At 64.8% G+C, this 23,015-nt stretch carries 21 protein-coding genes; 7 read left to right on the top strand and 14 right to left on the bottom strand.

Annotated features, from left to right (window positions below; genetic code table 11):
• Nucleotides 1-95: 95 nt before the first annotated feature.
• The gene (locus tag BEN49_RS15575) at nt 96-944 is read left to right on the top strand and encodes a DUF4382 domain-containing protein (RefSeq protein ID WP_083326153.1); all 849 of its coding nucleotides are present in this window, start codon (nt 96-98) and stop codon (nt 942-944) included.
• 108 nt (nt 945-1,052) lie between these two features.
• Here the strand turns inward: BEN49_RS15575 and BEN49_RS15570 are convergent, their stop codons facing one another.
• The 7 genes from BEN49_RS15570 to BEN49_RS15545 all read right to left on the bottom strand — a co-directional run bounded on the left by BEN49_RS15570 (nt 1,053) and on the right by BEN49_RS15545 (nt 9,110).
• On the bottom strand, nt 1,053-1,661 hold the full coding sequence (locus BEN49_RS15570) for a thioredoxin family protein (protein WP_070744910.1): 609 nt from the start codon (nt 1,659-1,661) through the stop codon (nt 1,053-1,055).
• Between the two features lie 93 nt (nt 1,662-1,754).
• Nucleotides 1,755-3,203 carry an efflux transporter outer membrane subunit gene (locus BEN49_RS15565; protein WP_070744908.1) on the bottom strand — a complete coding sequence of 483 codons (1,449 nt, stop codon included), beginning with the start codon at nt 3,201-3,203 and terminating at the stop codon, nt 1,755-1,757.
• A 45-nt stretch (nt 3,204-3,248) separates the two neighbouring features.
• Nucleotides 3,249-6,431, bottom strand: coding sequence for an efflux RND transporter permease subunit (locus tag BEN49_RS15560; RefSeq protein ID WP_070744906.1), 3,183 nt, complete (start codon nt 6,429-6,431; stop codon nt 3,249-3,251).
• A 135-nt stretch (nt 6,432-6,566) separates the two neighbouring features.
• Nucleotides 6,567-7,343, bottom strand: a complete 777-nt coding sequence (locus tag BEN49_RS15555) for an efflux RND transporter periplasmic adaptor subunit (RefSeq protein ID WP_094123173.1) — start codon at nt 7,341-7,343, stop codon at nt 6,567-6,569.
• Nucleotides 7,325-7,723, bottom strand: coding sequence for a biotin/lipoyl-binding protein (locus tag BEN49_RS26350; protein WP_094123172.1), 399 nt, complete (start codon nt 7,721-7,723; stop codon nt 7,325-7,327). Before BEN49_RS26350 ends, BEN49_RS15555 begins: the two co-directional genes overlap by 19 nt.
• A 39-nt stretch (nt 7,724-7,762) precedes the next feature.
• Nucleotides 7,763-8,026, bottom strand: a complete 264-nt coding sequence (locus BEN49_RS15550; protein ID WP_125916932.1) for a hypothetical protein — start codon at nt 8,024-8,026, stop codon at nt 7,763-7,765.
• Nucleotides 8,027-8,156: 130 nt separating this feature from the next.
• Nucleotides 8,157-9,110 (bottom strand): sensor histidine kinase, encoded by a 954-nt coding sequence (locus tag BEN49_RS15545; protein WP_083326152.1) that lies wholly within the window; start codon nt 9,108-9,110, stop codon nt 8,157-8,159.
• A gap of 23 nt (nt 9,111-9,133) precedes the next feature.
• On the opposite strand from BEN49_RS15545, the gene BEN49_RS25825 reads away from it, so the two are divergent.
• Entirely contained in the window at nt 9,134-9,589 is a 456-nt protein-coding gene (locus tag BEN49_RS25825) for a hypothetical protein (RefSeq protein ID WP_083326151.1), read from the top strand.
• A 105-nt stretch (nt 9,590-9,694) separates the two neighbouring features.
• Here the strand turns inward: BEN49_RS25825 and BEN49_RS15540 are convergent, their stop codons facing one another.
• The 6 genes from BEN49_RS15540 to fumC form a co-directional block, all read right to left on the bottom strand.
• A complete protein-coding gene (locus BEN49_RS15540) occupies nt 9,695-10,372 on the bottom strand; it encodes a response regulator transcription factor (RefSeq protein ID WP_070744902.1) in 678 nt (225 codons plus the stop codon).
• Between the two features lie 198 nt (nt 10,373-10,570).
• Nucleotides 10,571-11,062 (bottom strand): DinB family protein, encoded by a 492-nt coding sequence (locus BEN49_RS15535; protein WP_070744900.1) that lies wholly within the window; start codon nt 11,060-11,062, stop codon nt 10,571-10,573.
• Nucleotides 11,063-11,213: 151 nt separating this feature from the next.
• The gene (locus BEN49_RS25820) at nt 11,214-11,678 is read right to left on the bottom strand and encodes a DUF6970 domain-containing protein (RefSeq protein WP_083326150.1); all 465 of its coding nucleotides are present in this window, start codon (nt 11,676-11,678) and stop codon (nt 11,214-11,216) included.
• A gap of 112 nt (nt 11,679-11,790) precedes the next feature.
• Nucleotides 11,791-12,189, bottom strand: coding sequence for a diacylglycerol kinase family protein (locus BEN49_RS15525; RefSeq protein WP_070744899.1), 399 nt, complete (start codon nt 12,187-12,189; stop codon nt 11,791-11,793).
• Nucleotides 12,182-12,769: a GNAT family N-acetyltransferase gene (locus BEN49_RS15520; RefSeq protein WP_070744897.1), complete on the bottom strand. Its 588-nt coding sequence runs from the start codon at nt 12,767-12,769 to the stop codon at nt 12,182-12,184. Before BEN49_RS15520 ends, BEN49_RS15525 begins: the two co-directional genes overlap by 8 nt.
• Nucleotides 12,770-12,849: 80 nt before the next feature.
• Nucleotides 12,850-14,256, bottom strand: coding sequence for a class II fumarate hydratase (gene fumC / locus BEN49_RS15515; RefSeq protein ID WP_070744895.1), 1,407 nt, complete (start codon nt 14,254-14,256; stop codon nt 12,850-12,852).
• 143 nt (nt 14,257-14,399) lie between these two features.
• Between fumC and BEN49_RS28140 the strand changes: the two genes are divergently transcribed.
• The 5 genes from BEN49_RS28140 (at nt 14,400) to BEN49_RS15495 (ending at nt 22,081) form a co-directional block, all read left to right on the top strand.
• Nucleotides 14,400-14,576 carry a hypothetical protein gene (locus tag BEN49_RS28140; protein WP_157887166.1) on the top strand — a complete coding sequence of 59 codons (177 nt, stop codon included), beginning with the start codon at nt 14,400-14,402 and terminating at the stop codon, nt 14,574-14,576.
• 320 nt (nt 14,577-14,896) lie between these two features.
• Nucleotides 14,897-17,164: a transferrin receptor-like dimerization domain-containing protein gene (locus tag BEN49_RS15510; protein ID WP_070744893.1), complete on the top strand. Its 2,268-nt coding sequence runs from the start codon at nt 14,897-14,899 to the stop codon at nt 17,162-17,164.
• Between the two features lie 65 nt (nt 17,165-17,229).
• Nucleotides 17,230-18,489: a dipeptidase gene (locus BEN49_RS15505; RefSeq protein ID WP_239691962.1), complete on the top strand. Its 1,260-nt coding sequence runs from the start codon at nt 17,230-17,232 to the stop codon at nt 18,487-18,489.
• Nucleotides 18,490-18,624: 135 nt separating this feature from the next.
• The gene (locus BEN49_RS15500) at nt 18,625-20,796 is read left to right on the top strand and encodes a S9 family peptidase (RefSeq protein WP_070744889.1); all 2,172 of its coding nucleotides are present in this window, start codon (nt 18,625-18,627) and stop codon (nt 20,794-20,796) included.
• 196 nt (nt 20,797-20,992) lie between these two features.
• Nucleotides 20,993-22,081 carry a proline iminopeptidase-family hydrolase gene (locus BEN49_RS15495; RefSeq protein WP_070744887.1) on the top strand — a complete coding sequence of 363 codons (1,089 nt, stop codon included), beginning with the start codon at nt 20,993-20,995 and terminating at the stop codon, nt 22,079-22,081.
• A 141-nt stretch (nt 22,082-22,222) separates the two neighbouring features.
• Here BEN49_RS15495 and BEN49_RS15490 read toward each other — a convergent pair whose 3' ends face one another.
• Entirely contained in the window at nt 22,223-22,795 is a 573-nt protein-coding gene (locus BEN49_RS15490; protein ID WP_083326149.1) for an energy transducer TonB, read from the bottom strand.
• Nucleotides 22,796-23,015 lie beyond the last annotated feature (220 nt).

Raw genomic sequence — 23,015 nt, 5'->3', positions numbered from 1 at the left:
TTATCGGGACGTTTTTGCATCCTGTTTATTCTGCCTATTGTTCTCTTTTTAGCGCTTTTTGTTCACCTTATCTCCTCTTCCTTTACCACCACATTATGAAAAATTATTCTTTTCTGGGCCTGGCCGGCGCTGCGCTGCTGGGTTTGGCAGGCTGCTCAAAATCTTCGTCGGACGACGCCGGGATTAACTCGGCCAAACTGGAGGTGCGCCTGACGGACGCCCCCGGCGACTTTAACAGCGTGGTGCTGGACGTGCGCCAGATCGAAGTGCACCTCAAAGACGAAGGCAACCCCGACGGCTGGCAAACGCTGGCGTTTTCGCCCCAAACTGTGAACGTGCTCGACTACGTGAACGGCAAATCGGCCCTGCTGGTGAATACCGACTTCGCGCCTGGCGACCTGAAGGAAATCCGGCTCATTTTGGGCCCCAACAGCTACGTGGTGGGCACCGATGGCCAACAGTACGACCTGAAAACGCCCAGCGGTCAAACTTCAGGCGTGAAACTCAAGCTCGATAAAGTCACCCTTAAGCAGCGCGAAACGTTCCAGCTGCTGCTCGATTTCGACGTGGCTAAGTCCATCGTGGAGCGCGGCAACTGGAGGGCCGGCAACGACAAAAAGGAGCGCTACTTGCTGAAGCCAGTCATCCGGCTGGTGGCCCAGGACCTCAAAGGCGGCTTGCGCGGCACCGTGAGCCCCGCCGCCGCGCGGCCCCAGGTGCTGGCCATCCGTTCGTCCATTGTCGGCCCTGATACGGTGAGCACGTTTGCCGATGCTTCGGGAGCGTTCCAGCTGGGGGCCCTGCCGGCGGGTACTTACCAAGTGCAGTTCTTCCCAACGGGCACAGCGCCTACCGGCCAGCCCGCCTACAAATACGTGGTGCGCACAGGCATCACCGTTACCAACGACCAAGTGACGGATCTGGGCACCACGCCGCTGAACTAATTGCCTGAACACCGCTTAAACCCAAAAAGGCCGTTCCTGCGCAGGGAATGGCTTTTTGGGTTTAGCAAAATTAGCTCGGCTAGGGCCGGGCCGGTAGGGCCTGGGGCCCTAGGCTAGCTTCTGCACCAGGACCAGCAGCTCGTGCTGGGTGGTGCGGGTGGCGTCCTGGGCATACCAGCCGTGGAGCTGGGCGGCTAGCTCGGGGAAGGGCGTTTGGGCGGCTTTAAGGCTTTGGAATAGGGTTTGGGCCGGGGCCGGGCGGGGGCCCCACACGGCGGCTTCGGCCAATGAGTCGGCGTGGAGCACGGCGGTCATCGGGATGGCGCGGCCGCCGTTGGTGAGGTAGCGGTCGATGAGGTCGGGGTTGGCGTCGCGCAGGAAATAGCGGGTGGTGAGGTGGCCATTGCTGGCCTGCGCCACGGCTTCCAGCACGGGCACAATTTGCGCCGCGTCGCCGCACCAGCCTTCGGTGATAATCACCCAAACGTATTGCTGCGTAAGGCGTTGCAGGGCTGCTTGCAGCTCCGGCAGCACGGCTACCGTGGGGGCCAGGGCGTTCATGCGGGCTTCGCCCTCCTGGTAGTGGGGCAGCATTTTGGCCAACTGCGGGTCGGAATCCTGGGCCAGCACGTCGGTGATGTGCTGGCGGTAGGCGGCGTAGGTAAGGCCGGTGGCCAATTGGTCAGCGGTAAGGACGGGGGCGGTGGCGGTAGGCATCGGAGGGGCATTGAGCGTGAGGGCTACAAACAAAAAGCCGGGCGAATTGATGGCGCCCGGCTTCTTTTTATTGACCCGCTCCCAGCTGGGGCCCTACTGCCAGCCGCCGCCCAGGGCCCGGTACAGGTTCACGCTTTGCAGCAGCTGGGCCTGGCGGGCGTCGGCAAGGCTTAGCTCGGCTTCGAGCACGCTGCGCTGGGCCGTAATTACTTCGAGGTAAGACGCGTAACCGGCCACGAATAGGTCGTTGGCCGTGGCCAGGGCGCTTTGCAGCTGCGCCACTTCGCGGCCGCGCAGGTCGACCACGGCGCGGTAGTTTTCCAGCCCTTGCAGGCCCACCACCACCTCGCGGAAGCCCGCTTGCAGGGTTTGCTGGTAGCGGTAGTAGCCCTGGTAGTTTTCGGCGATGGCCTGGCGGTAGTCGGCCCGAATCTGTGCGCGGTTGAGGATGGGCCCCGCCAGGCCCCCCACCGCCCCGAATACCACCGAGCTGGGGTCGAGCAACAGGCTGGCGCGGAACGCATTGAGGCCTACGTACGGCGTGAGGGTGAGGCTGGGCAGGAAGGCGGCGCGGGCGGCGCTGATTTCGGCAGCGCTGGCTTGCAGCTCTAACTCGGCCTGGCGCACGTCGGGGCGGCGCAGCAGGGCGGTGGCGGGCAGGCCAGCACCCAGGCGGGTGGGCAAGCCCTGCTGGTTGGGCAGCGCGGGGCCCCGGCGGATGGGCTGCGGGTAGCGCCCCAGCAGCTGGTTGAGGCTAGTTTCGGTTTCCGTAATGCGCTGGCGGGTTTCGTACGACAGGCTTTCGGTGCGCAGCGCCTGGGCGGCAAACTGCTGCACGGCCAGCTCCGTCACGCGGCCCGCTTCCTTCTGGATGCGGATCAGCTCCAGGCCCTGCTGCTGAAAGCGGGCGTTGCGCAACAGCGTGGCCAGCTGGTTGTCCAGCGTCAGCAGCTCGTAGTAGGCGCGGGCCACGTCGGCCACTACATTGGTCACCACCAGGTTGCGGCCCTGCTCGGAGCTGAGCACGCGCAGGTAAGCGGCCTTGCGGCGGCTGCGCAGCTTGCCCCACACATCAATTTCCCACGAGCTGCGCAGGCCCACGAACAGGTCGGGGGTGATGGGCCCCGGGATGCGCCGGTCGCCCACGGTATTGCCCGAAAAATTGGTGTCGTAGTTGCCCACGCCGTTCAGCGTGTAGCGGCCGTAGCGGTCGAGCCCGGCCGTGCCGCCGGCCGTGACGGTGGGCAGCAGGGCCCCGCGCCGGGCCAGGTACTGCGCCTGAAACACTTCCACCCGCTGCACGGCCACTCGCAGGTCCAGGTTTTGCTGCAAGGCCGTGTCGATGAGCCCAGCCAGGGCGGGGTCCTGGAAAAACCGCCGCCACGGCGTGGCGCCCACGCTCACGGTGTCGGCCAGGGGGCCCGGGGCGAAGGTTCTGGGGGCCCTGGGCGAGGCCACGGGGCCGGTCGGAGCCGCCACGCGGCAGCCCCCGGCTAGTAAAGTCAGGCTGAAACCAAGGAAAGCGGCAAAGAGCGGGCGCATGCAAAACGGGTTGTTGTGGGGGAAGAAGGGCGGGCGCTGGGGGCCCTAATGGGCCACGAGTTCGGCCGCGGGTTCTTCCTTCACGGCCGGGTGCGGGGTTTCCTCCGCGGCATCTGCATCTAAGTTTTTGGGCTTCTCGAAGCTGGCAAACAGCACGTACAGCCCCGGAATGAGCACCATGCCGAACACGGTGCCGATGAGCATGCCGCCCGCTGCGGCCGTGCCGATGGAGCGGTTGCCCAGGGCCCCCGCGCCGCTGGCCGTCACCAGCGGAATGAGGCCGGCGATGAAGGCAAACGAGGTCATCAGAATCGGCCGCAAGCGCGACACGGCCCCTTGCACGGCGGCCTCCATCACGGTGGCGCCCGCGCGGCGGCGCTGCTCGGCGAACTCGATGACGAGGATGGCGTTTTTGCCCAGCAGGCCGATGAGCATCACCAGCGCCACCTGGGCGTAGATGTTGTTTTCCAGCCCCAACAGCTTGAGGCTCACGAAGGCGCCGAACACGCCGGTGGGCAAGCTCAGCAGCACAGGCAGCGGCAGCAGCAGGCTCTCGTACTGCGCGGCCAGCAGCAAGTACACGAATACTAGCACGAGCGCAAACACGTACAGGGCTTGGTCGCCGCTCAAAATCTGCTCGCGCGTCATGCCGCTCCACTCGTAGGCGAAGCCTTTGGGCAGCACCTTAACCGCTACCTTTTGAATGGCTGTGATGGCGTCGCCCGAGCTGTGGCCGGCGGCGGCGTCGCCGTTGATCATGGCCGAGGTGTACATGTTGTAGCGCGTCAGCTGGTCGGGGCCGAACACGCGCTCCAGCTTCACGAACGTGGAGAAGGGCACCAGCTCGCCGCGGTTGTTTTTCACGTGCAGGGCCAGCAGGTCGTCGGGGCGGCCGCGGTACTCGGGGCCCGCCTGCACCATCACCTTGTACATCTGCCCGAAGCGGATGAAGTTGGAGGCGTAGTAGCTGCCGAGCAACGTCTGCAGCGTGCTCATGGCCTGGTCCACGGTCACGCCCTTCTTGGCGGCCATGTCTTGGTCCACGTGGATGAGGTACTGCGGGAAGTTGGGGTCGAAGCCGGTGAAGGCGCCGTTGATGGCCGGCTCTTTTTGCAGCGCCGCCAGGAAGGTTTTCGACACCTTGGCCGTCTGCTGCAAGTCGCCGCGGCCCGTCTTGTCGAGCAGCCGCAGCTCGAAGCCGCTGCTGTTGCCGAAGCCCGGCACCGTGGGCGGCGGCAGGAACTGGATGTCGGCGTCGGCAATGCCTTTCGTCTTCTCCTCCAGCTCCTTAATGAACTCGGCCACCGACTGGTCGCGCTCTTCCCAGCCCTTCAGGTTAATCATGCCCATGCCGTAGCTAGAGCCCGCCACTTCGTTCACGAGGCTGTAGCCGGCCAGGGTCGAAACCGATTCTACCGGCTTGAGCTTCTGGGCAATGCGCTGCACCTCGGCCAGCACGGCCTCGGTGCGCTCCACGGTGGCCCCGGCGGGCGTGGTCACGTTGATGTACACCATGCCCTGGTCCTCGGTCGGGATGAAGCCCGAGGGTAGGATGCGGCTGATGCCCCAAGTGGCCCCAAAAAACAGCAGCAGAACCCCCAGCGTCACCACGCGGCGGCCGGCAATGCCGTGCAGCAGCTTCTGGTAGCCGTTGGCCAGGCCTTCGTACTTGTTGTTGAAGCCCTTGAAGAACTTGCCCAGCAGGCCCGTGCGCTCGCCCTCCTGGTGCTTAAGCATGAGCGCGCAGAGCGCCGGCGTCAGGGTCACGGCGTTCACGCCCGAAATGACGATGGCAATGGCCAGCGTGAGCGAAAACTGGCGGTAGAACACGCCCACTGGCCCGTCCATGAACGACACCGGGATGAACACCGCCGACATCACCAACGTGATGGCAATCAGCGAGCTGCTGATTTCGTGCATGGCCTCGAAAGTGGCGGCGCGGGCGTCCATGTGCTTTTCCTGCATCTTGGCGTGCACGGCCTCCACCACCACAATGGCGTTATCCACTACGATGCCGATGGCCAGCACCAACGCGAAGAGCGTGAGCAAGTTGATGGAGAAGCCCAGCATCTGCATGAAGGCCAGCGTGCCGATGAGCGCCACCGGCACGGCCAGCGCCGGGATGAGCGTCGAGCGCCAGTCCTGCAAAAACAGGTACACGATGATGAACACCAGCACAAACGCTTCCACCAGCGTGCGCAGCACCTCGTGAATACTGGCGTCGAGGAAGCGCGACACGTCGTAGGAAATGCTGTACTTCATGCCGGGCGGGAAGCTGGTGGCTTGCAGCTCGGCCATGCGGGTTTTTACGTTGGCAATCACCTCGCTGGCATTCGAGCCGGGGCGCTGCTTCAGCATGATGGCCGCCGAGGGCTGCCCGTCGTTCTTCGACGACATGCCGTAGGTGAGTGAACCAAACTCCACATCGGCCACCGCCTTGAGGCGTAGCACCGAGCCGTCGGGGTTCGAGCGGATGACGATGTTGCGGTACTGTTCGGGCTCGAATAATTTGCCCGTATAGCGCAGCACGTACTGCAACTGCTGGGCCGCGCCGCCCGAGCTTTCGCCCGATTTGCCGGGGGCGGCTTCCACGTTTTGGGCCCTGATGGCGGCCACAATCTCGTCGGTGCCCACTTCGTAGGCGGCCATGCGGTCGGGCTTCAGCCACACCCGCATCGAGTACTCGCGCGAGCCCATGATTTCGGCAAAGCCCACGCCGTTGATGCGCTTGAGCTCCTGCAACACGTTGATATCGGCGAAGTTGTAGATGAACTTCTCGCCCGCCGATTTATCATCGCTCGTGATGTTGAGGTAGAGCAGCATCGAGTTCACTTCCTTCTCCGTCGTCACCCCGGCCTTAATTACCTCTTCCGGCAGCTCGTCAATCACCGTCGTCACGCGGTTCTGCACGCCTACGGCGGCCAGGTCGGGGTCGGTGCCCACCTCGAAGAACACTGTAATGAGCGTCACGCCGTTGTTCGAACTCACCGAGTTCATGTAGGTCATGCCCGGCACACCGTTGATGGCGCGCTCCAGCGGCGTGGCCACGGCCTTGGCGCACACTTCGGCGTTGGCACCGGTGTACTTGGCCGTCACCGTCACCGACGGCGGCACGATGTCGGGGAATTGCGTGATGGGCAGCGTGAACAACGCTAGCCCGCCCAACAGCACCAAGAACACGGAGATGACCAGCGAGAGAATCGGCCGGCGGATGAAGATGTCGAACATAAGCAGTAGCGTGGACGCGGCGAGTCCGCGCGTAGACGGGTTAGGGGAGGGTGGTAGATGCTAAAACACTCACGGATTGGCGGCCATGGGACGCCGTTCCCACGCGCGGACTCGCAGAGTCTACGCTACACGGCGCTACTGCGCGGCCACGGCGGCCGTGTCCAGCAGCACCGTTTTGGCCTTGATTTTTTGCTTGTCGTGCAGCTCCGGGGCCCCTTCGTACACCACCCGTTCGCCGGGCTTCAGGCCTTCCTTCACCACGTAGAAATCGCCGAGCCGCGTTTGGGGCGTGAAGCTGCGGGTGTGCACCGTGCCGGAGGGGTCCACCACGTACACGTAGTTTTGGTCCTGAATCTCAAACACGGCCTTTTGCGGCAGCAGCAGCGCCGAAGGCAACTCGTTGGTTAGCCGAATTTTGCCTGAGGCCCCGTGCCGCAGCAGGCGGTCAGGGTTGGCGAAGCGGGCGCGCAGGGCAATAGAGCCCGTATTGGGGTTGAACTCGCTCTCGGCCGTTTCGATGCGGCCGGCCTGTGGGTAAAGCTCGCCGTTGGCCAGCGTGAGGCGCACTAAATCGGAATGCTGGTCGGGGTGCTCGCGCCGGGCTTTGGTGTAGTTCATGTAGCTGCCCTCGGCCACGTCAAAATAAGCAAACACGCTGCTCAGGTCCGACACCGTGGTGAGCAGCGTGCCTTCCTCCACCACGCTGCCCATCTTCAGCGGAATGCGGTCGATGACGCCGTCGAAGGGGGCCCTGACCAGCGTGTAGCTCAGGCTGAGGCGGGCGGCGGCCTCGCCGGCGCGGGCGTCGGCCACGCGGGCATCGGCCTCGCGCACTTTGCTGGTCGAGAGCTTCATCTCCGACTTGGCAATGACGTTTTTGTCCACCAGCAGCTTCACCCGCTCGCCCTCCACGCGGACGCCGCGGCCTGGGCCTGGGCGCTGGCCACGGCCGCCTGGGCCTGGCTCAGCTTGTTGCGGTAGGCGCTGGCGTTCAGGCGGAACATGGGCTGGCCCTTCTTCACCGGCTTGCCTTCGTCCACGTAAATGTGCTCGAGGAAGCCCGCCACCTGGGCCCGGATTTCCACGTTGCGCACGGCTTGCACATCGGCCACGTAGTCGCGGTGCAGGGTTTGGTTAGAGGTTCGCAGCGTGACGACGGGCACTTCGGCCACCTCTTCCACGGTGTTCTTTTCGGCCTTGGCCGAGCAGCCGGCGAGGCCAGCGGCCAGCAGGCCGGCCGCGGTAGCCAGGGCAAATGGGCGAGGGAGGGAGCAGCGAAACAAGGAATTCATACTGGAAGAGAAATGAGCAAGCGAAAAGCATCTGGCCGGCTATTGGGCCGAAGCGGTGGGTAGGGCCCTGGGTAATACAGGCCGCAGGGCCAGCAAGCTGTCCTGCTGGTGGTGGTCGGCCTGGCAGCGGGCCAGCATGCGCTGAGTGAGGCGCAGGTCGGCTTCGGTTTCCTGAATATCTTCGTAGTCAGTGGCCGCCGGGGCCCTGTTGTACAGCAGAAAGCCATTGAGGCCCAGTGATAAAGCCAGGGCCCCAGTCAGCAGCAGCGCCATAAAGTTCAACGACCGGAAAGAATTGGACATGGGCAAGTGGGGCAGTGGCAACTGCCCACAAAGGACCCCCCGCGACATTAAAACGGTATGAGAGCCGTATTAGAAAAGATGAAAACGGGGTGAATAGTTAGCATCCGCGACCGTTTTCCTTCCCCCCCCTTTACACCGGCGACGCCGGCAGCCACACGGTAGCCGTGGTGCCCTGGCCCACAGCCGAGGTCAGCTCCAGCCGGCCCGCATGGCGGCGCACAATGCGCTGCGTGAGGGGCAGGCCCAGGCCGTAGCCGGGGCGGCCCATGGCCCCGGCGGCGCGGTACAGCGGCTCGTAGATGTGGCCCAGCTCGTCGGGGCTGAGGCCGGGGCCGGCATCGGCCACGCGCACGCGCAGAGTAGTGGGGCCTTCGTAGGCCAGCTCGGCCAGCACGGGGCCGGCCGAGTATTTGGCGGCGTTGTCGAGCAGGTTGAGCAGGGCCGTGGTGAGCAGCTCGGCGTTGCCGGGCAGCATGAATACATCGGCCTCGGCCTCCGGCAGGGCCCCGAACGCGAGCCGAAACTCGCGGGCCGGGTACTTGGCGCGAGCAAAATCCAGGGCCTGGTTTAGGCACTCGTCGAGGCGCACGGGGCCGAAGGGCGGCAGCGTGCCGTCGGCCTTGGCAAGGGCCAGGAGGCTGGTGGTGAGGCCCTGCAAGTGGCGGGCGGCGTCGAGCGAGTGGGTCAGGCTCTCGCGGGCATCGGGCAGGGTGGCGTCGTAGGCCAGGGCCGTTTCGAGGGTGCCGGTGAGGGTGGTAAGGGGCGTGCGCAGCTCGTGCGAGGCGTGCGCCAGGAAGCTTTTCTGCGACTCAAAGGCCTGCTCCAGCCCGGCCAGCATGGCGTTGAAGGCGCGCGCCAACTGGGCCAGTTCGTCGCGCCCATTGCCCTCCGACAGCCGCCGGCCCAGGTTGGTGGCCGAAATGCGCCCCGCCTGCCGCCCGATGCGCGCCACCGGCGCCAGCGCCGCCCCCGCAAAGTGCCAACCCGCCAAAATGGTGAGCGCCAGGGCCCCCACGTTGCCCAGCAGCAGCAGCAACCCCAGCTGGTGTAGCCGTGCCCAGCCCAGCTGGTCGTCGGCCGACACAAAATGGCGTACTGCTCACCCTTGTGGTCATAGCCCAGGCCCACCGCCTCGCGCCGCTCGCCGGCCCCAAAGCCCGTGAGCTGGCCCGGTTGCAGGGCCCCCAGCCGCGCCCGGTTGGGGCCCTGGTCGATGTCGTCGGCGCTGCTGTAGCGCAACTCGCCGCCGGGCCCATAAACGCTGATTTGCTCCTCGGGCAGCGTGAGCAGGTCGCGGCGGCGCAGGCTGCCGAGCTGCCCGGTTTCGAGCTTGCCGGGCCGGATGAGCAGCCGCGCCGCCAGCGTGGCGCTGGTGCCCAGCCGGTGCTCGAAGCGCTGCGCCCGCGTGCTGGCATTGAAGTAGTAAATAAACGCCGAGAAGCTGACCTGAATGGCCAGCACCACCAGCGTAAAGCGCAGCATCAGCTTGTTGCGGATCAGCATGTTAGTAGAACGGGCTTACAGAATCGTTTGTCATTGCGAGCGCAACGCAGTGGAGCGTAGCAATCCTTCACGTTCGGGTTAGTAACTCTATGAAGCGAACAACTAAGGAAAGATTGCCGCGCTCCACTGCGTTGCGCTCGCAATGACAAACGATTCTGTAAGCACTTACCCCTCGCGCATCACGTAGCCCATGCCCACCACGGTATGGATGAGTTTGGGCGAAAAATCACGGTCCAGCTTCTTGCGCAAGTAGCTTACGTACACATCGATAACGTTGGTAGTCGTGTCAAAGTCCAAATCCCAGACGCGCTCGGCAATGTCCACGCGCGACACCACGCGGCCGCGGTTGCGCAGCAGGTGTTCCAGCAGCGAGTACTCGCGGGTGGTGAGGTCGATGCGCAGGCCGGCGCGGGCCACGGTTTTGGCGTCGAGGTCGAGCACGAGGTCGGCCATGCGCAGCTCGCGCCGCTCGCCGCTGGCCGCGGCGTAGCGCTGCGTGAGGGCCCGGGCGCGCATCAGCAATTCCCTGAATTCAAAGGGCTTAACGAGGTAGTCATCGGCCCCGGCCGCGAAGCCAGCTTCCTTATCGTCGAGGCTGTCGAGGGCCGTGAGCAGCAGCACGGGCACCAAGCGGCTGTGCGCCCGAATGCGGCGGCACAGCTCCACGCCGTTCACGTAGGGCAGGTTCACGTCCAGGATCACCAGGTCGTAGGGCTGCTGGGCGTAGAGCGACCAGCCCGTGCGCCCGTCGTAGGCCACGGTGAGGTCGTAGCCCTCGTGGGCAAAGCCTTTTTTAATGAAGGAGGCCAGCGGCGGCTCGTCTTCGACCAGCAGAATTTTCATGAGAACAAACGTACTGCCCAGCTATACGCAGGGGCCCCAAACGCGAACAGGCCGCCCCGCAATTACCTGCCAGGCGGCCTGCCAAACTTGTAAAACGGCGTGGCACTCCGTTTCCGTTAATGTAGATTTTAACGGAAACCGAATGCCTCGCTATTTTGACTAAAACGCACCTTAGCGGAAACGGAGTGCCACGCCGTTTTACAGTTGCGGGGTTACTTGGCCGGCTTGCTCGCGGCAGTAGGTGATGAAGTCGGAATTGACGGGCTCCAGGCCGCCTTCGCGCATTTTGGTGGCTACCTGGCCGCGGTGGTAGCTGGCGTGTACCACGCAGTGCGTCAGGATGTCGCTCACCTGCGAGTCGAACGCATCTCCCTGGGAGTTAGCGTATTGAATGTGGCGCAGCAGCTCGGTTTCGTCGGCGTTGGCGCAAAGGTCGGCGAAGGCCTGCGAGGTTTGCTCGTGCCAATGGTGCAGGCCGGCCAGGTCGTGCTCCTGCCACACTTTGAGGGGGCTGGCCGTGCCCGAGAGGCGGGCAATCCAGATGGCCTGAGCGTTGATGACGTGGCTGAAGATGCGCAGCGCCGGCTGGGGCGCCTCCTTGCCCGCGGCCACCGACGAGTCGAGGCGGCGCAGCAAGGTTTCGTTGGCCCACACGTTGAAAACGCCGAGCTTGGCGATGGTATTGATCATGCGGTGAATCGGTGAATGGGTGAGTAGGTAAATGAGTGAATGAGAAAAAACGCAAGCAAGTGGAAAGGACAAGCAAAAAAGCGAGGCAGTGAAACAGCGTACTCACTGATGGGAAAGAACTCACCATTCACCAATTCGCTCATTCACCGACTCACCGGGGGTCTTGCCACACCAGTTTCTCGTTGGCTTTGCGCTTCTCGAAGTTGGCGCACTGGCCGTCGCCCTTGCCCGTGATGCCGCCGTCGGGGTGGCACAGCACGTTGCCCTTGGTGTCGTACACCGTCGATTGCTGGTCGCAGCAGGGCGCTGTTTCCCAGTACACCGTCTGGTCGTTGTACACGTAGCGGTAGATGCGCACGATGGGGTATTGCTTGCGGTGGCCGAGCGTTTCGGCAATGCGCGCCTTCAGCCACTGGGGCCGGGCGGTGGTGTCCTCGATGGCCACGCGGGCGGGCACGGCGTCCACGGTGTTGGCCGAGGTGGGGGCGGGCGTGCTGTTCTCGGCGATGCTGTTGCCGTTGGGCTGGGTGGTGGGCGTGCCCACGGTGACGCGGTCGGCCCCGCAGGCGGTGGCCAGTAGCAGCGTGGCGGCAATAAGGGTAGGCAGAAGGCGCATAAAAAAGCAGTTGGCGAGGGGTGGGGTGGGCGTGGGGCCCCCGGGCGCCGGGGGCCCCACGCGCCTGCTTACGCCCGAGGTTGGCAATGGTTGGCCCGCGCCGCCGCCCGGCCTACGCCGGGGCCCCAAATACCCGCGGCCCGAACACCAGGGCCCCCACCACCAGGGCCCCCAGGGCGGCCAGCAGCACGGCGCTGGCGGCCACGTCTTTGGCCCGGCCGGCCAGCGCGTGGTAGTGGGGCGAGGCCAGGTCGGTGAGGGCCTCGATGGCGGTGTTCACCAGCTCGGCGGCCCACACGCCGGCCACGGCCAGCGCCACCAGGGCCCACTCCAGCCGGGCAATATCATAGTAAAACCCCAGCCCCACCACCACCACCGTGGCCACGGCGTGGAAGCGCAAATGCAGCTCGGAGCGCAAGGCAGCGCCCACCCCGCGGAACGCGTGCCCAAAGCTGGCCATGCGCCGCCGCAACACCTTGGCCGACAGGCCCCGGGGTTGCCGGCTACGCATCGAATTCGGCAAACACGGTGTGCCGCAGCGCGTCCCACTCGGGCCGGATGATGCTGAAAATCACCGTGTCGCGCCGCACGTTGTTCTGCGTGAGGCGGTGCCGGCGTAGGGTGCCTTCCTCGGTGGCCCCCATGCGCCGCATGGCCTCCTGCGACTTGAGGTTGCGGCTGTCGGTTTCCAGCTCCACCCGCTCGTATTGCAGCACGTCGAAGGCGTGGCACAGCAGCAGGTGCTTGGCCGCCCGGTTCAGGCCGGTGCGCTGGAACGGGGCCCCCACCCAAGTGTGGCCAATGCTAAGGCGCTGGTCATCAGGCACAATGTTGTAATAGCTCGTGCTGCCGGCCAGCTCGCCGGTGGCGCGGTCGATGATGACGAACGGGTAGCGCTGCCCGGCTTGCCGCGCCTGCTCGGCGGCCGAAATGTAGGCGGCCAGGCTCAGCACGTCGTCGGCGCGGCTGAGGGTGTAGCGCCAAAGTTCGGGGTCGAAGGCCACGGCCTTGAGGGCTTCAAAATCGGCGGCTTCGAGGGGGCGCAGGCGCACGCGGCTGTTCTCCAGTACGAGGTTCTTGGTATAATCCATAGCCCTGCAAATATGCTGAAAATAAAAAGCCGCCCTGCCCCAGGGGCAAGGCGGCTAAGTGGTGCGTGGGACCCGGGGCCCTATTTCTTGATTTCGCCCACCATGTCCTCGGGCTTCAGCCACTCGTCGAACTGCTCGGCGGTGAGGTAGCCTAATTGTAAGGCGGTTTCCTTCAGAGTCGAGCCGTTTTTGTGGGCTGTCTGGGCAATTTCGGCGGCTTTGTAGTAGCCGATGTGCGGGTTGAGGGCCGTGACGAGCATCAGCGACGAATCGACGTGCTTCTGGATGTTGGCCCGGATGGGGGTGATGCCCACGGCGCAGCGGTCGGTGAACGACACGCAGGCGTCGCCGATGAGGCGGGCTGAGTGCAGGAAGTTGTAGATCATCAGCGGCTTGAACACGTTCAGCTCGAAGTGGCCCATCGAGCCGCCGACGGTGATGGCCACGTCGTTGCCCATTACCTGGGCGGCCACCATCGTCAGGGCCTCGCACTGGGTGGGGTTCACCTTGCCGGGCATGATGCTGGAACCGGGCTCGTTGTCGGGGATGGAAATCTCGCCGATGCCGGCCCGGGGCCCCGAGCTGAGCATGCGCACATCGTTGGCGATTTTCATCAGGCTGACGGCTACCGTTTTTAGGGCCCCATGGGCTTCCACGATGGCGTCGTGCGCGGCCAGGGCCTCAAACTTGTTTTCGGCCGTGACGAAGGGCAGGCCCGTTAGCTCGGCAATGTGCTGGGCCACGTTCTCGGAGTAGCCGGGGGGCGTGTTGATGCCCGTGCCCACGGCGGTGCCGCCCAGGGCCAGCTCGCTCAGGTGGGCCAGCGTGTTGTTGATGGCCTTGAGGCCGTGGGTGAGCTGGGCCACGTAGCCCGAAAACTCCTGGCCTAGCGTGAGCGGCGTGGCGTCCATGAAGTGCGTGCGCCCAATCTTCACCACGTCCATGAACTCCGTGGACTTGGCTTGCAGGGCATCGCGCAGCTTGGTAATGCCCGGAATCGTGGTTTCAACCAGGATCTTGTAGGCCGCGATGTGCATGGCCGTCGGGAACGTGTCGTTGCTTGATTGCGATTTGTTTACGTCGTCGTTCGGGGCCAAGAACTTCTTCTCGTCGCTGAGCTGGCCGCCGTGCAGCACGTGGCCGCGGTAGGCCACCACCTCGTTCACGTTCATGTTGCTCTGCGTGCCCGAGCCCGTCTGCCATACCACCAGCGGAAACGAATCGGTCAGCTTACCGTCCAAAATCTCGTCGCACACCTGGCCAATCAGCTTGGCTTTTTCGGCGTCGAGCACGCCCGCGTCGCGGTTGGTGAGGGCCGCGGCCTTCTTGAGATAGGCAAACGCACGGATAATTTCCTTGGGCATCTTATTGATGTCCTGCGCAATGGGAAAGTTCTCGATGCTGCGCTGGGTTTGGGCGCCCCAGTAGGCGTCGGCGGGCACCTGCACGGTGCCCATGGTATCTTTTTCGGTGCGGAACTGCGTCATGGCCTCGGGGGCGGGAGTGGAAAGCGTGGGAGAAAAACAACCGGCAACGGTCGCAAAAGTAAGCGGGCCGGTCCCCGCGGGCAGCCATTGGGGCCCCCGGGCCGTACACCCCGCAGTTATCCTTTCTTAATACTCCCCCCGCCATGAGCCAGACCGATCCAACCCCCGACCCGCACACCGAGCCGCCCGTACCCGTGCAAGGCGACGGCGTGCCCGATTACAGCAAAGTCCACATCGAAACCGAAACCGACCTGCCCACGCCCACCAAGCCCGGCGGCAGCGCCACCGAGCCCGAAAGCGGCGGCGGCTACAGCGGCTAGGGGCCCCAGAAACTGCGTTGCTGAGAAGCGCCGTGCTGCCCAGCACGGCGCTTTTTTTGTAGCATGGACCCTGCGAGTCCGCGCGGTTGAACGGTCTGTAGTGCGGACTTTGTAGCCCGCGGCGCTCGCTTCATCCTGCCGGTCAATCGTTGGGCGACCGGGCAGAGCCGCGAAATACAAAGTCCGCGCTACAGTGCACGTTATCAAAAAATAGGTGCCAACCGCTTGAGCCAGCGTGCTATATTGCGCGGCACTACGGCCAGAGTTTTGAGGATGAATTAGGGCCCTGGTGATTTTCTTTCCCGAAAAAAGGCAGTTCTATGCTGAAACGCTACTCTCTTCTGTTGGCTGCCAGCCTGCTGGCCCCGGCCGCCCACGCCCAAACTACCCCGCTGGCCGACGCCAAACCACTGCTGGGCTTTGCGCCCGCCGCGGCCGCGGCAGAGTACCAGCTCGAAACCAAGTTCGACGCCCAACTCAAGGCCAGCAACCTGCGGGACTGGATGAAGCGGCTCTCGGCGCACCCGCACCACGTGGGCTCGCCCTACGACAAGGAAAACGCCGATTACATGGCTGGCCTGTTCAAAAGCTGGGGCTACGACACGCGGATTGACGTGTCGTACGTGCTGTTCCCCACGCCCAAGGTGCGCGTGCTAGAGCTGGTGGGCCCCACCAAGTACACCGCCACGCTGACCGAAAAGCCGGTGCCCGAGGACGCCACCTCGGGCCAGACCGCTGAGCAGCTGCCCACCTACAACTGCTACTCGAAGGACGGCGACGTGACGGCCGAGCTGGTGTTCGTGAACTACGGCATCCCCAAAGACTACGAAGAGCTGGCGCGCCGCGGCATCGACGTGAAAGGTAAAATCGTGATTGCCAAGTACGGCGGCTCGTGGCGCGGCATCAAGCCCAAGGTGGCCGCCGAGATGGGCGCCATCGGCTGCCTCATCTACTCCGACCCCAAAGACGACGGCTACGCCCAGGGCGACGTGTACCCCAAGGGCCCCTTCAAGCCCGAAACCGGGGCCCAGCGCGGCTCGGTGCTCGACATGCCCACTTATCCCGGCGACCCGCTCACGCCCGGCTACGGCTCGACCAAAAACGCCAAGCGCCTCGACTATAAAAAGGCGCCCACCATTACCCAGATTCCGGTGCTGCCCATCTCCTACGGCGACGCCCTGCCGCTACTCACGGCCCTGGCCGGGCCCATGGCGCCAGCCGACTGGCGCGGGGCCCTGCCCATTCCGTACCACTTGGGCCCCGGGCCCGCGCGGGTGCACTTGCAGCTGGCCTTCAACTGGAAAACCGAGCCGGTGTACAACGTCATCGCCATCCTCAAGGGCAGCCAGTACCCGGGCGAGTGGATTTTGCGCGGCAACCACCACGACGCCTGGGTGAACGGCGCCAGCGACCCGCTCAGCGGCATGGTGGCCGAGCTGGAAGAGGCCCGGGCCCTGGGCGAGCTGGTGAAAGCCGGCTGGCGCCCCAAGCGCACCATCATGTTTTGCGCCTGGGACGGTGAGGAGCCCGGCCTGCTGGGTTCCACGGAGTGGGCCGAAACCAACGCCAAGGACATCCAGCAGCACGTGGTGGCTTATTTGAATACGGATAATAGCGACCGGGGCTTCCTGGGCGTGGCCGGCTCGCACACGCTGGAGAAGTTCTTCAACCAGGTGGGGCGCGACGTGCAGGACCCCGAGAAAAACGTGTCCATCATCGAGCGCCGCAAAAGCCTTGACCTGGTGAGCGGCTCGCCCGACGCCCAGAAGGACGCCCGCGACCGGCCCGACCTGCGCATTGGGGCCCTGGGCGCCGGCTCCGACTACTCGCCCTACCTCCAGCACCTGGGCATCCCGGCCCTGAACGTGGGCTTTGGCGGCGAAGGCGGGGGCGGCGAGTACCACTCCATCTTCGATTCGTTCGACGACTTTACCCGCTTCAAAGACCCCACGTTTGCCTACGGCGTGGCCCTGGCCCAAACCATGGGCCGCTGCGTGCTGCGCCTGGCCGACGCCGACGTGCTGCCCTTCGAGTTCCAGAACCTGTCGAACACCGTGGCCAAGTACGGCACCGAAGTAAAAGCGCTGGCCGAAACCATGCGCGCCGACACCGAAAAGCAAGCCAAGCTGCTGGCCGACAAGCGCTTCGACCTGGTGGCCAACCCCGACCAGCCCCTGCTGCCGCCCAAGGCCCAGGCCGTCGTGCCCTACCTCAACTTCGCGCCCCTCGACAACGCCCTGGCCAAGCTCGAGCAGAGCGCCCAGGCCTACGCCCAAGCCCGCCGGGGCCCCAACAATTTGTCGGAAGACCGCAAAAAGGAGCTTGACCAGTTGCTCTACCAAGCTGAGCAGCAGCTGCTGAGCACCGAAGGCCTGCCACGCCGCCCTTGGTACCGGCACCAGCTCTACGCGCCCGGCTTCTACACCGGCTACGGCGTGAAAACCCTGCCCGGCATCCGCGAAGCCGTGGAGGAGCGCAAGTGGGCCGAGGCCGACGAGCAAATCAAGCGCACCGGCGCCGCCATCGAGCGATTCGCCAGTCAGGTAGACCGCGCCACCGCCGTGGCCGGCCCGGCGCCGGCCCAGTAGCCGGGGCCCCCGCGCGCCTCAGAACCCCGGATGCCATGCCCAACTTTCGCCTCGTTCTCTTGCCCTTGCTCCTGACTTTTTCCGCGCAGTCCGCCGGGGCCCAAACGGCCGAGGCGAAGCTGCAAGCCCGCGCCCGCGCCCTGCACGAGCGCGCCTTTGTGGTTGATTCGCACCAGGACACGCCGGGTAACCTCCTCAAGCCCGGCTTCGACTTGGCCCGCGACCACGCGCCGGCGGAAGAAGCGAAAGTGGACTTCCCCAAGCTGGCGCGCGGTGGGGTGGACGCCGCGTTTTGGGCCGTGTACGTAGGGCAGGGGCCGCGCACGCCGGCCGGCTACGCCGCCATCCGCCAGGAAGTGCAGGCTCAGTTCGACGCCATCCACGCGGCCATTCGGCAGCACCCGGCCGAGCTGGCGCTGGCCACCACGCCGGCCGAGGCGCGGCGCAGCCGGCGGGCCGGCCAGCGGGCCATTTTCATCGGCATGGAAAACGGCTACCCCGTGGGCCAGGACCTGGCCATGCTCCAAACCTACTACGACCAGGGCGCGCGCTACCTCACGCTGTGCCACTCGTCCAACAACGACCTCTGCGACTCATCTACCGACCCAAAGGGCCCCGAGTGGCAGGGCCTCAGCCCATTGGGCGAGCGGGCGGTACTGGAAATGAACCGCTTGGGCATGATGCTAGACGTGTCGCACACCTCCGACTCGACGTTTTACGACGTACTGCGGCTGTCGCGCGTGCCGGTCATTGCCTCGCACTCGGGCAGCCGGGTGCTGGCCGACATGGCCCGCAACCTCACCGACGACATGCTGCGCGACCTGGCCCGCCACGGCGGCGTGGTGCAGCTCAACCTGTTCAGCCCCTACGTGAAGACGGAGGTGAAAACGCCCGCCCGGCAGGCCGTCGAGCAAGCGTTTTGCACCAAGTGGGGCCTCAAAACCTTCCTGAACGTGTACGCCCTGCCCGCCGCCGACCGCACCCAGGCGCTGGCCGAATACGTTGTCATTGAGCGCAATTACCCCGTGCCGCTGGCCACCGTGGCGGACGCAGCCAACCAAATTGACCACCTGGTGCAAGTAGCCGGCATCGACCACGTGGGCATCGGCTCCGACTTCGATGGCGGCACCGTGCTCGACGGCCTGGCCGACGTGGGCGACTTCCCCAACCTGACCCTGGAACTGGTGCGCCGCGGTTACTCGGCCCGGGCCCTCAATAAAATCTGGGGCGGCAATCTGTTCCGGGTAATGGACGCCGTGGCTAAGGGCAAAGGCAACGTTAAGCCCACATCCCGTAGCGTGGACTCTGCGAGTCCGCGCGGTTGAACGGTCGCCGAACGAGTTGTAGCGCGGACTTTGTAGTCCGCGGCTCTCGCTTCGTCCTGCCGGTTAATCGTTGGGCGACCGCGCAGCGCCGCGGACTACAAAGTCGCGCTACATTCTACACTACATCTTTGAATCATGAAAAAAACTGCCCTTATCCTCCTAACCCTGGGCCTCGCCCAAGTGGCTCAGGCCCAGCAGCACCCCGAGCCGGTGAAGGTGACCGATTTGCTAAAAATCCAGCAGGTGGGCAACGTGACGCTGACGCGCGACGGACGCCGGGCGGCCTTCACGGTGCTGGCCGTGGAGCCCGACGAGAAGAACAAGGCCGATTATAAAAACGTGACCCAGCTCTACCAAATGGGCACCAAGGCGGGGGCCCAACCGCGGCAGCTCACCTTCGCCAAGGAAGGCGCCAGCCAGCCGGCCTGGAGCCCCGACGGCCGGCAGCTGGCCTTCGTGCGGACGGTAGAAGACAAGCCCCAGGTGTTCATCATGCCCGCCGACGGCGGCGAGGCCCGCCAGCTGACGCGCTACAAATACGGCGCCGGGGCCCCCAAGTGGTCGCCCGACGGCCGGCAGGTGCTGTTCTCGGCGCCGGTGCCGCTGCGCGAGTTGCTGCGCGACTCGGTGCTGAACGCGGCGAAGGCCGTGCCCGGCTGGTCGTTTGAAAAACCGGGCTTCGCCAAAAATTCCCTGCTGGGCCCCGCCAAGCCCAACGCCGACGGCAACCTGGCCGAAATCCGCGCTTACCTCGACAAAGACGAGGTGGACAAGAAGGCCAAGGTGCTGGATAACTTGAACTTCCAGGACGAAAAGGACGTGTCGGCTGAGCAAAACTACACGCAGTTTTTCCTCGTCAGCGCCAACGAGGCCGGGGCCCCGCCCGTGGCGGTTACCCACGGTTTCTACCGGTTCTCGCAGGCCGAATTCACGCCCGATGGCCAGCACCTGGTGCTGCTCGCTGCCCTCGATTCGCTGCGCCACCCCGACCGCGCCCAGGAAAACGGCCTCTACCTGACCGACCGCGCTGGCCGCCACCCGCGCCTGCTGCTGGGCCACGACAGCACTGCCTACTCGGGGCCCAAAGTGTCGCCGTCGGGCAAGTGGCTGGCGTTTCAGCAGGAGCCCACCGGGCGCGTAGCCGTGCCCACGCTGGCCCTATTACCGCTGGGCGGCACCGCCAAAGACGTGATTACCATTCCCTTCGACCGCAGCAAGGGCAACCTGGCCTGGAGCAGCGACGAAAAGTACGTCTACTTCACGGCCCAGGCCAACGGCGGGGCCCCGCTGTACCGGGCTAATGTGAAAACCCGAAAAATCGAAAAACTCTCGGCCGACGACACCGGCATCCTGAGCTTCGACGTGGCCCAGGGCCGGGTGGTGTACGCCCAAACCGGCGTGCGCAACCCCTCCGATTTGTTCGTGGCCGACGCCGGGCTGCGCCAGGCGCAGCGCGCCGGTACCTTTAACGACTGGGTGAAAACCCGGCAGCTGTCCGTGCCCGAAAAGCACAGCTTTGTGAACGACAAGGGCTTGACGGTGGAGTACTGGGTGATGAAGCCCACCGCCTACCAGGCCGGCCGCAAGTACCCGCTGCTGCTCGACATCCACGGGGGCCCCGCGGCCATGTGGGGCCCCGGCGAGGCCAGCATGTGGCACGAGTTCCAGTACTTCGCCGCTCAGGGCTACGGCGTGGTGTATGGCAACCCGCGCGGCTCCGGCGGCTACGGCCAGCAGTTCCTGCGCGCCAACATCAACGACTGGGGCACGGGCCCCAGCGCCGACGTGCTCACGTCGCTCGACAAAACCGTGGCCGAAGGCTGGGCCGACCCGCAGAAGCTAGTAGTAACGGGCGGCTCGTACGCGGGCTACCTCGTGGCCTGGATCATCAGCCACGACCACCGTTTCCAGGCCGCGTGCTCGCAGCGCGGCGTGTACGATTTGGCTACTTTTTTCGGTGAGGGCAACGCTTGGCGCCTGGTGCCCAACTACTTCGGTGGGTACCCCTGGGAGCCGGCGGTGCGGGCCGTGCTCACCCGCGAGTCGCCCATCACCTACGTGCAGAACATCACCACGCCCTACATCATCTTCCACGGCGAGAGCGACCGGCGCACGGGCTTCGTGCAGGGCGAGATGCTGTACCGCAGCCTCAAGGTGCTGGGCCGCCCGGTGGAGTACGTGCGCCACCCCGGCGGCACCCACGAGCTGACCCGCGCCGGCGACAACCGCCAGCGCATCGACCAGATGCTGCGCACCTACGAGTTCTTCGAGCGCTACCTCAATACCAAAGTGGCCGTGGCGCAGTAGCGCCGGGGCCCTAACTTAATTCGCGGCTGCTTAAAAACGATAAATAGTTAGAACATAACGTCATGCAGAGCGCAGCGAAGCATCTTTCCCGCGCCAGTAATCATAATTGGTTACGCGAAAAAGATGCTTCGCTGCACTCTGCATGACGTTCAACACTGACGACAAAACCCCACCGTTTCTTCCTTCCCTTTCTTCTATGAAATTCCTTTCCATGCTGCGCCGGGCCGCTGGGGCCCTGAGTGCCGCGGCCCTACTGGCGGCCTGCCAATCGGGCCCCACCGCTACCGAAAATGCCACCGAAACCAGCGCCACCGCTGGGGCCCCCAGCGCCTACTTCGCGCCCACTGAAACGGGGGTGAAAACTGGCGGCGTACAGGTCATCCCCATCAAGACGCCCAAGGGTACGTTCAAGGTGTGGACCAAGCGGTTTGGCAATAACCCCAAAATCAAGCTGTTGCTGCTGAACGGGGGCCCTGGTGCCACCCACGAGTACTTCGAGTGCATGGAAAGCTTCTTGCCCAAGGAAGGCGTGGAGTTCATTTACTACGACCAGCTCGGCTGCGGCAACTCCGACAACCCGCGCGATACCTCGATGTGGAGCCTGCCGCGCTACGTGGAGGAAGTGGAGCAAGTGCGCCAGGCCCTGAAGCTCGACAGCAGCAACTTCTACCTGCTGGGCCATTCCTGGGGCGGCATCCTAGCCGCCGAGTACGCCTTCAAGTACCAGAAAAACTTGAAAGGACTCATTATCAGTAACATGATGATGAGCTGCCCCGCTTACGGCAAGTACGCCGATGAGGTGCTGGCCAAGCAGATGAAGCCCGAAGTGCTGGCCGAAATCCGTAAAATCGAGGCCGCCAAAGATTTCAGCAACCCGCGCTACATGGGCCTGCTCGAACCTAATTTCTACGCTGAGCACCTGTGCCGCATCGTGCCCAACCCCGAGCCGGTGACGCGCGCTATGAGCAAAATCAACCAGTCGCTATACGTTACCATGCAGGGCCCCAGCGAGTTCGGCATTTCGGGCAAGCTCACCAAGTGGGACCGGGTGCCCGACCTACCCAAGCTCGCGGTGCCGTTCCTGTCCATCGGCGGGCAGCACGACACGATGGACCCCGAGCACATGCGCATGATTGCCACCAAAGTGCAAAAAGGCGCCGCCCTCATCTGCCCCCAAGGCAGCCACATGAGCATGTACGACGACCAGGAAACCTACATGAAAGGCCTCCTGACTTTCCTCAAGTCGGTGAACGACAAGTCGTTCAAAGCTGGCATGGCCATGTAACCCCCTATAGCGTGGATGCTGCGAGTCTGCGACGAGCGCAGCGAGTGGGCTAGTAGCACGTTCAATCGTCATACTCGCTGCGCTCGTCGCGGACTCGCAGCCTCCACGCTAAACTGCGGCCAGCGCTGTGCTTGTGCCCTCTTAAAACACTACGTCCAGCTCGACGGGCAGAGCGGCGCGGCGGCCACCGGCCACGCCGGGTACCCAGCTGGGCCCCTCGCACACCAGGCGCAGGGCCTCGGCATCGTAGTCGGCGCGCAGGCCGCGTACCACTTTCAAATTGCTGAATTTGCCGTCGCTGCCCACTGTGAAGCGGACGCGCACGCTGCCTTTCAGGGGCGCGTCTTCGGGCACGAATTCGGCGGCTTCGCGGCGCAGCTGGTCGCGTAGGGGCCCCAGGCCGCCTACCGGTGCGGGCGCAAGGGTCGGGCCGGCGGGCATGGCACCCACTACTGCGCTGTTGGGGGGTACCGTGAAGGCCAGGCGTTGGGCCGCGGTGGCGGTTTCGGCGGGCGCGGTGGGCACCACGGCCACGCCCGCTACGCGGCCCATCAGGGCCCTGGACCTAGCAGCCGGGGCCGGCGGCTGGGCTGGGCTCACGGCTACCTCGTTTAGCCGCAGCATAGAATCGGCGGCTGCTTTAGGGGCAGCTGCCGTCATTGCCACGGGCGCTGGGGCCCCGGCGGCGGCTCCATCGGCGGCTGAGCTATTCATTGCCACAATTTCTTCGTGGTCAGCCTTTGATAATACTGATTTCCTAGCGGCCCGACGCTTGGGTTCGTAGGCTACCACTGCGGCGGGCCGTGGCTTAGCGGGGACGGCGGCCACAGTGGGCGCCGAAGCGGCCGGAGCAGCGGTAGCAGGTGGCGGTGGTGCGGGGGGCCATCTGGTATTGCGGCCGAAGATTCTGCGGCTGCGGGTGGCGCCGGGCCAC

It is taken from the genome of Hymenobacter coccineus (genome assembly GCF_001816125.1).
GTDB classification, from domain to species: Bacteria; Bacteroidota; Bacteroidia; order Cytophagales; family Hymenobacteraceae; genus Hymenobacter; species Hymenobacter coccineus.
The sequence above is the reverse complement of the archived record's forward strand: the minus strand, read 5'-3'. Positions and strand labels throughout refer to the sequence as shown.

What these genes read in the sequence shown, in the direction of transcription:
- BEN49_RS26350 (WP_094123172.1), bottom strand. Translation starts at nt 7,723, where the DNA reads ATGAATTCCTTGTTTCGCTGCTCCCTCCCTCGCCCATTTGCCCTGGCT.
- BEN49_RS15570 (WP_070744910.1), bottom strand. Translation starts at nt 1,661, where the DNA reads ATGCCTACCGCCACCGCCCCCGTCCTTACCGCTGACCAATTGGCCACC.
- BEN49_RS15560 (WP_070744906.1), bottom strand. Translation starts at nt 6,431, where the DNA reads ATGTTCGACATCTTCATCCGCCGGCCGATTCTCTCGCTGGTCATCTCC.
- BEN49_RS15500 (WP_070744889.1), top strand. Translation starts at nt 18,625, where the DNA reads ATGAAAAAAACTGCCCTTATCCTCCTAACCCTGGGCCTCGCCCAAGTG.
- BEN49_RS15540 (WP_070744902.1), bottom strand. Translation starts at nt 10,372, where the DNA reads ATGAAAATTCTGCTGGTCGAAGACGAGCCGCCGCTGGCCTCCTTCATT.
- BEN49_RS15535 (WP_070744900.1), bottom strand. Translation starts at nt 11,062, where the DNA reads ATGATCAATACCATCGCCAAGCTCGGCGTTTTCAACGTGTGGGCCAAC.
- BEN49_RS15510 (WP_070744893.1), top strand. Translation starts at nt 14,897, where the DNA reads ATGCTGAAACGCTACTCTCTTCTGTTGGCTGCCAGCCTGCTGGCCCCG.
- BEN49_RS15490 (WP_083326149.1), bottom strand. Translation starts at nt 22,795, where the DNA reads ATGAATAGCTCAGCCGCCGATGGAGCCGCCGCCGGGGCCCCAGCGCCC.
- fumC (WP_070744895.1), bottom strand. Translation starts at nt 14,256, where the DNA reads ATGACGCAGTTCCGCACCGAAAAAGATACCATGGGCACCGTGCAGGTG.
- BEN49_RS15495 (WP_070744887.1), top strand. Translation starts at nt 20,993, where the DNA reads ATGAAATTCCTTTCCATGCTGCGCCGGGCCGCTGGGGCCCTGAGTGCC.
- BEN49_RS15575 (WP_083326153.1), top strand. Translation starts at nt 96, where the DNA reads ATGAAAAATTATTCTTTTCTGGGCCTGGCCGGCGCTGCGCTGCTGGGT.
- BEN49_RS15565 (WP_070744908.1), bottom strand. Translation starts at nt 3,203, where the DNA reads ATGCGCCCGCTCTTTGCCGCTTTCCTTGGTTTCAGCCTGACTTTACTA.
- BEN49_RS25820 (WP_083326150.1), bottom strand. Translation starts at nt 11,678, where the DNA reads ATGCGCCTTCTGCCTACCCTTATTGCCGCCACGCTGCTACTGGCCACC.
- BEN49_RS28140 (WP_157887166.1), top strand. Translation starts at nt 14,400, where the DNA reads ATGAGCCAGACCGATCCAACCCCCGACCCGCACACCGAGCCGCCCGTA.
- BEN49_RS15520 (WP_070744897.1), bottom strand. Translation starts at nt 12,769, where the DNA reads ATGGATTATACCAAGAACCTCGTACTGGAGAACAGCCGCGTGCGCCTG.
- BEN49_RS15525 (WP_070744899.1), bottom strand. Translation starts at nt 12,189, where the DNA reads ATGCGTAGCCGGCAACCCCGGGGCCTGTCGGCCAAGGTGTTGCGGCGG.
- BEN49_RS15550 (WP_125916932.1), bottom strand. Translation starts at nt 8,026, where the DNA reads ATGTCCAATTCTTTCCGGTCGTTGAACTTTATGGCGCTGCTGCTGACT.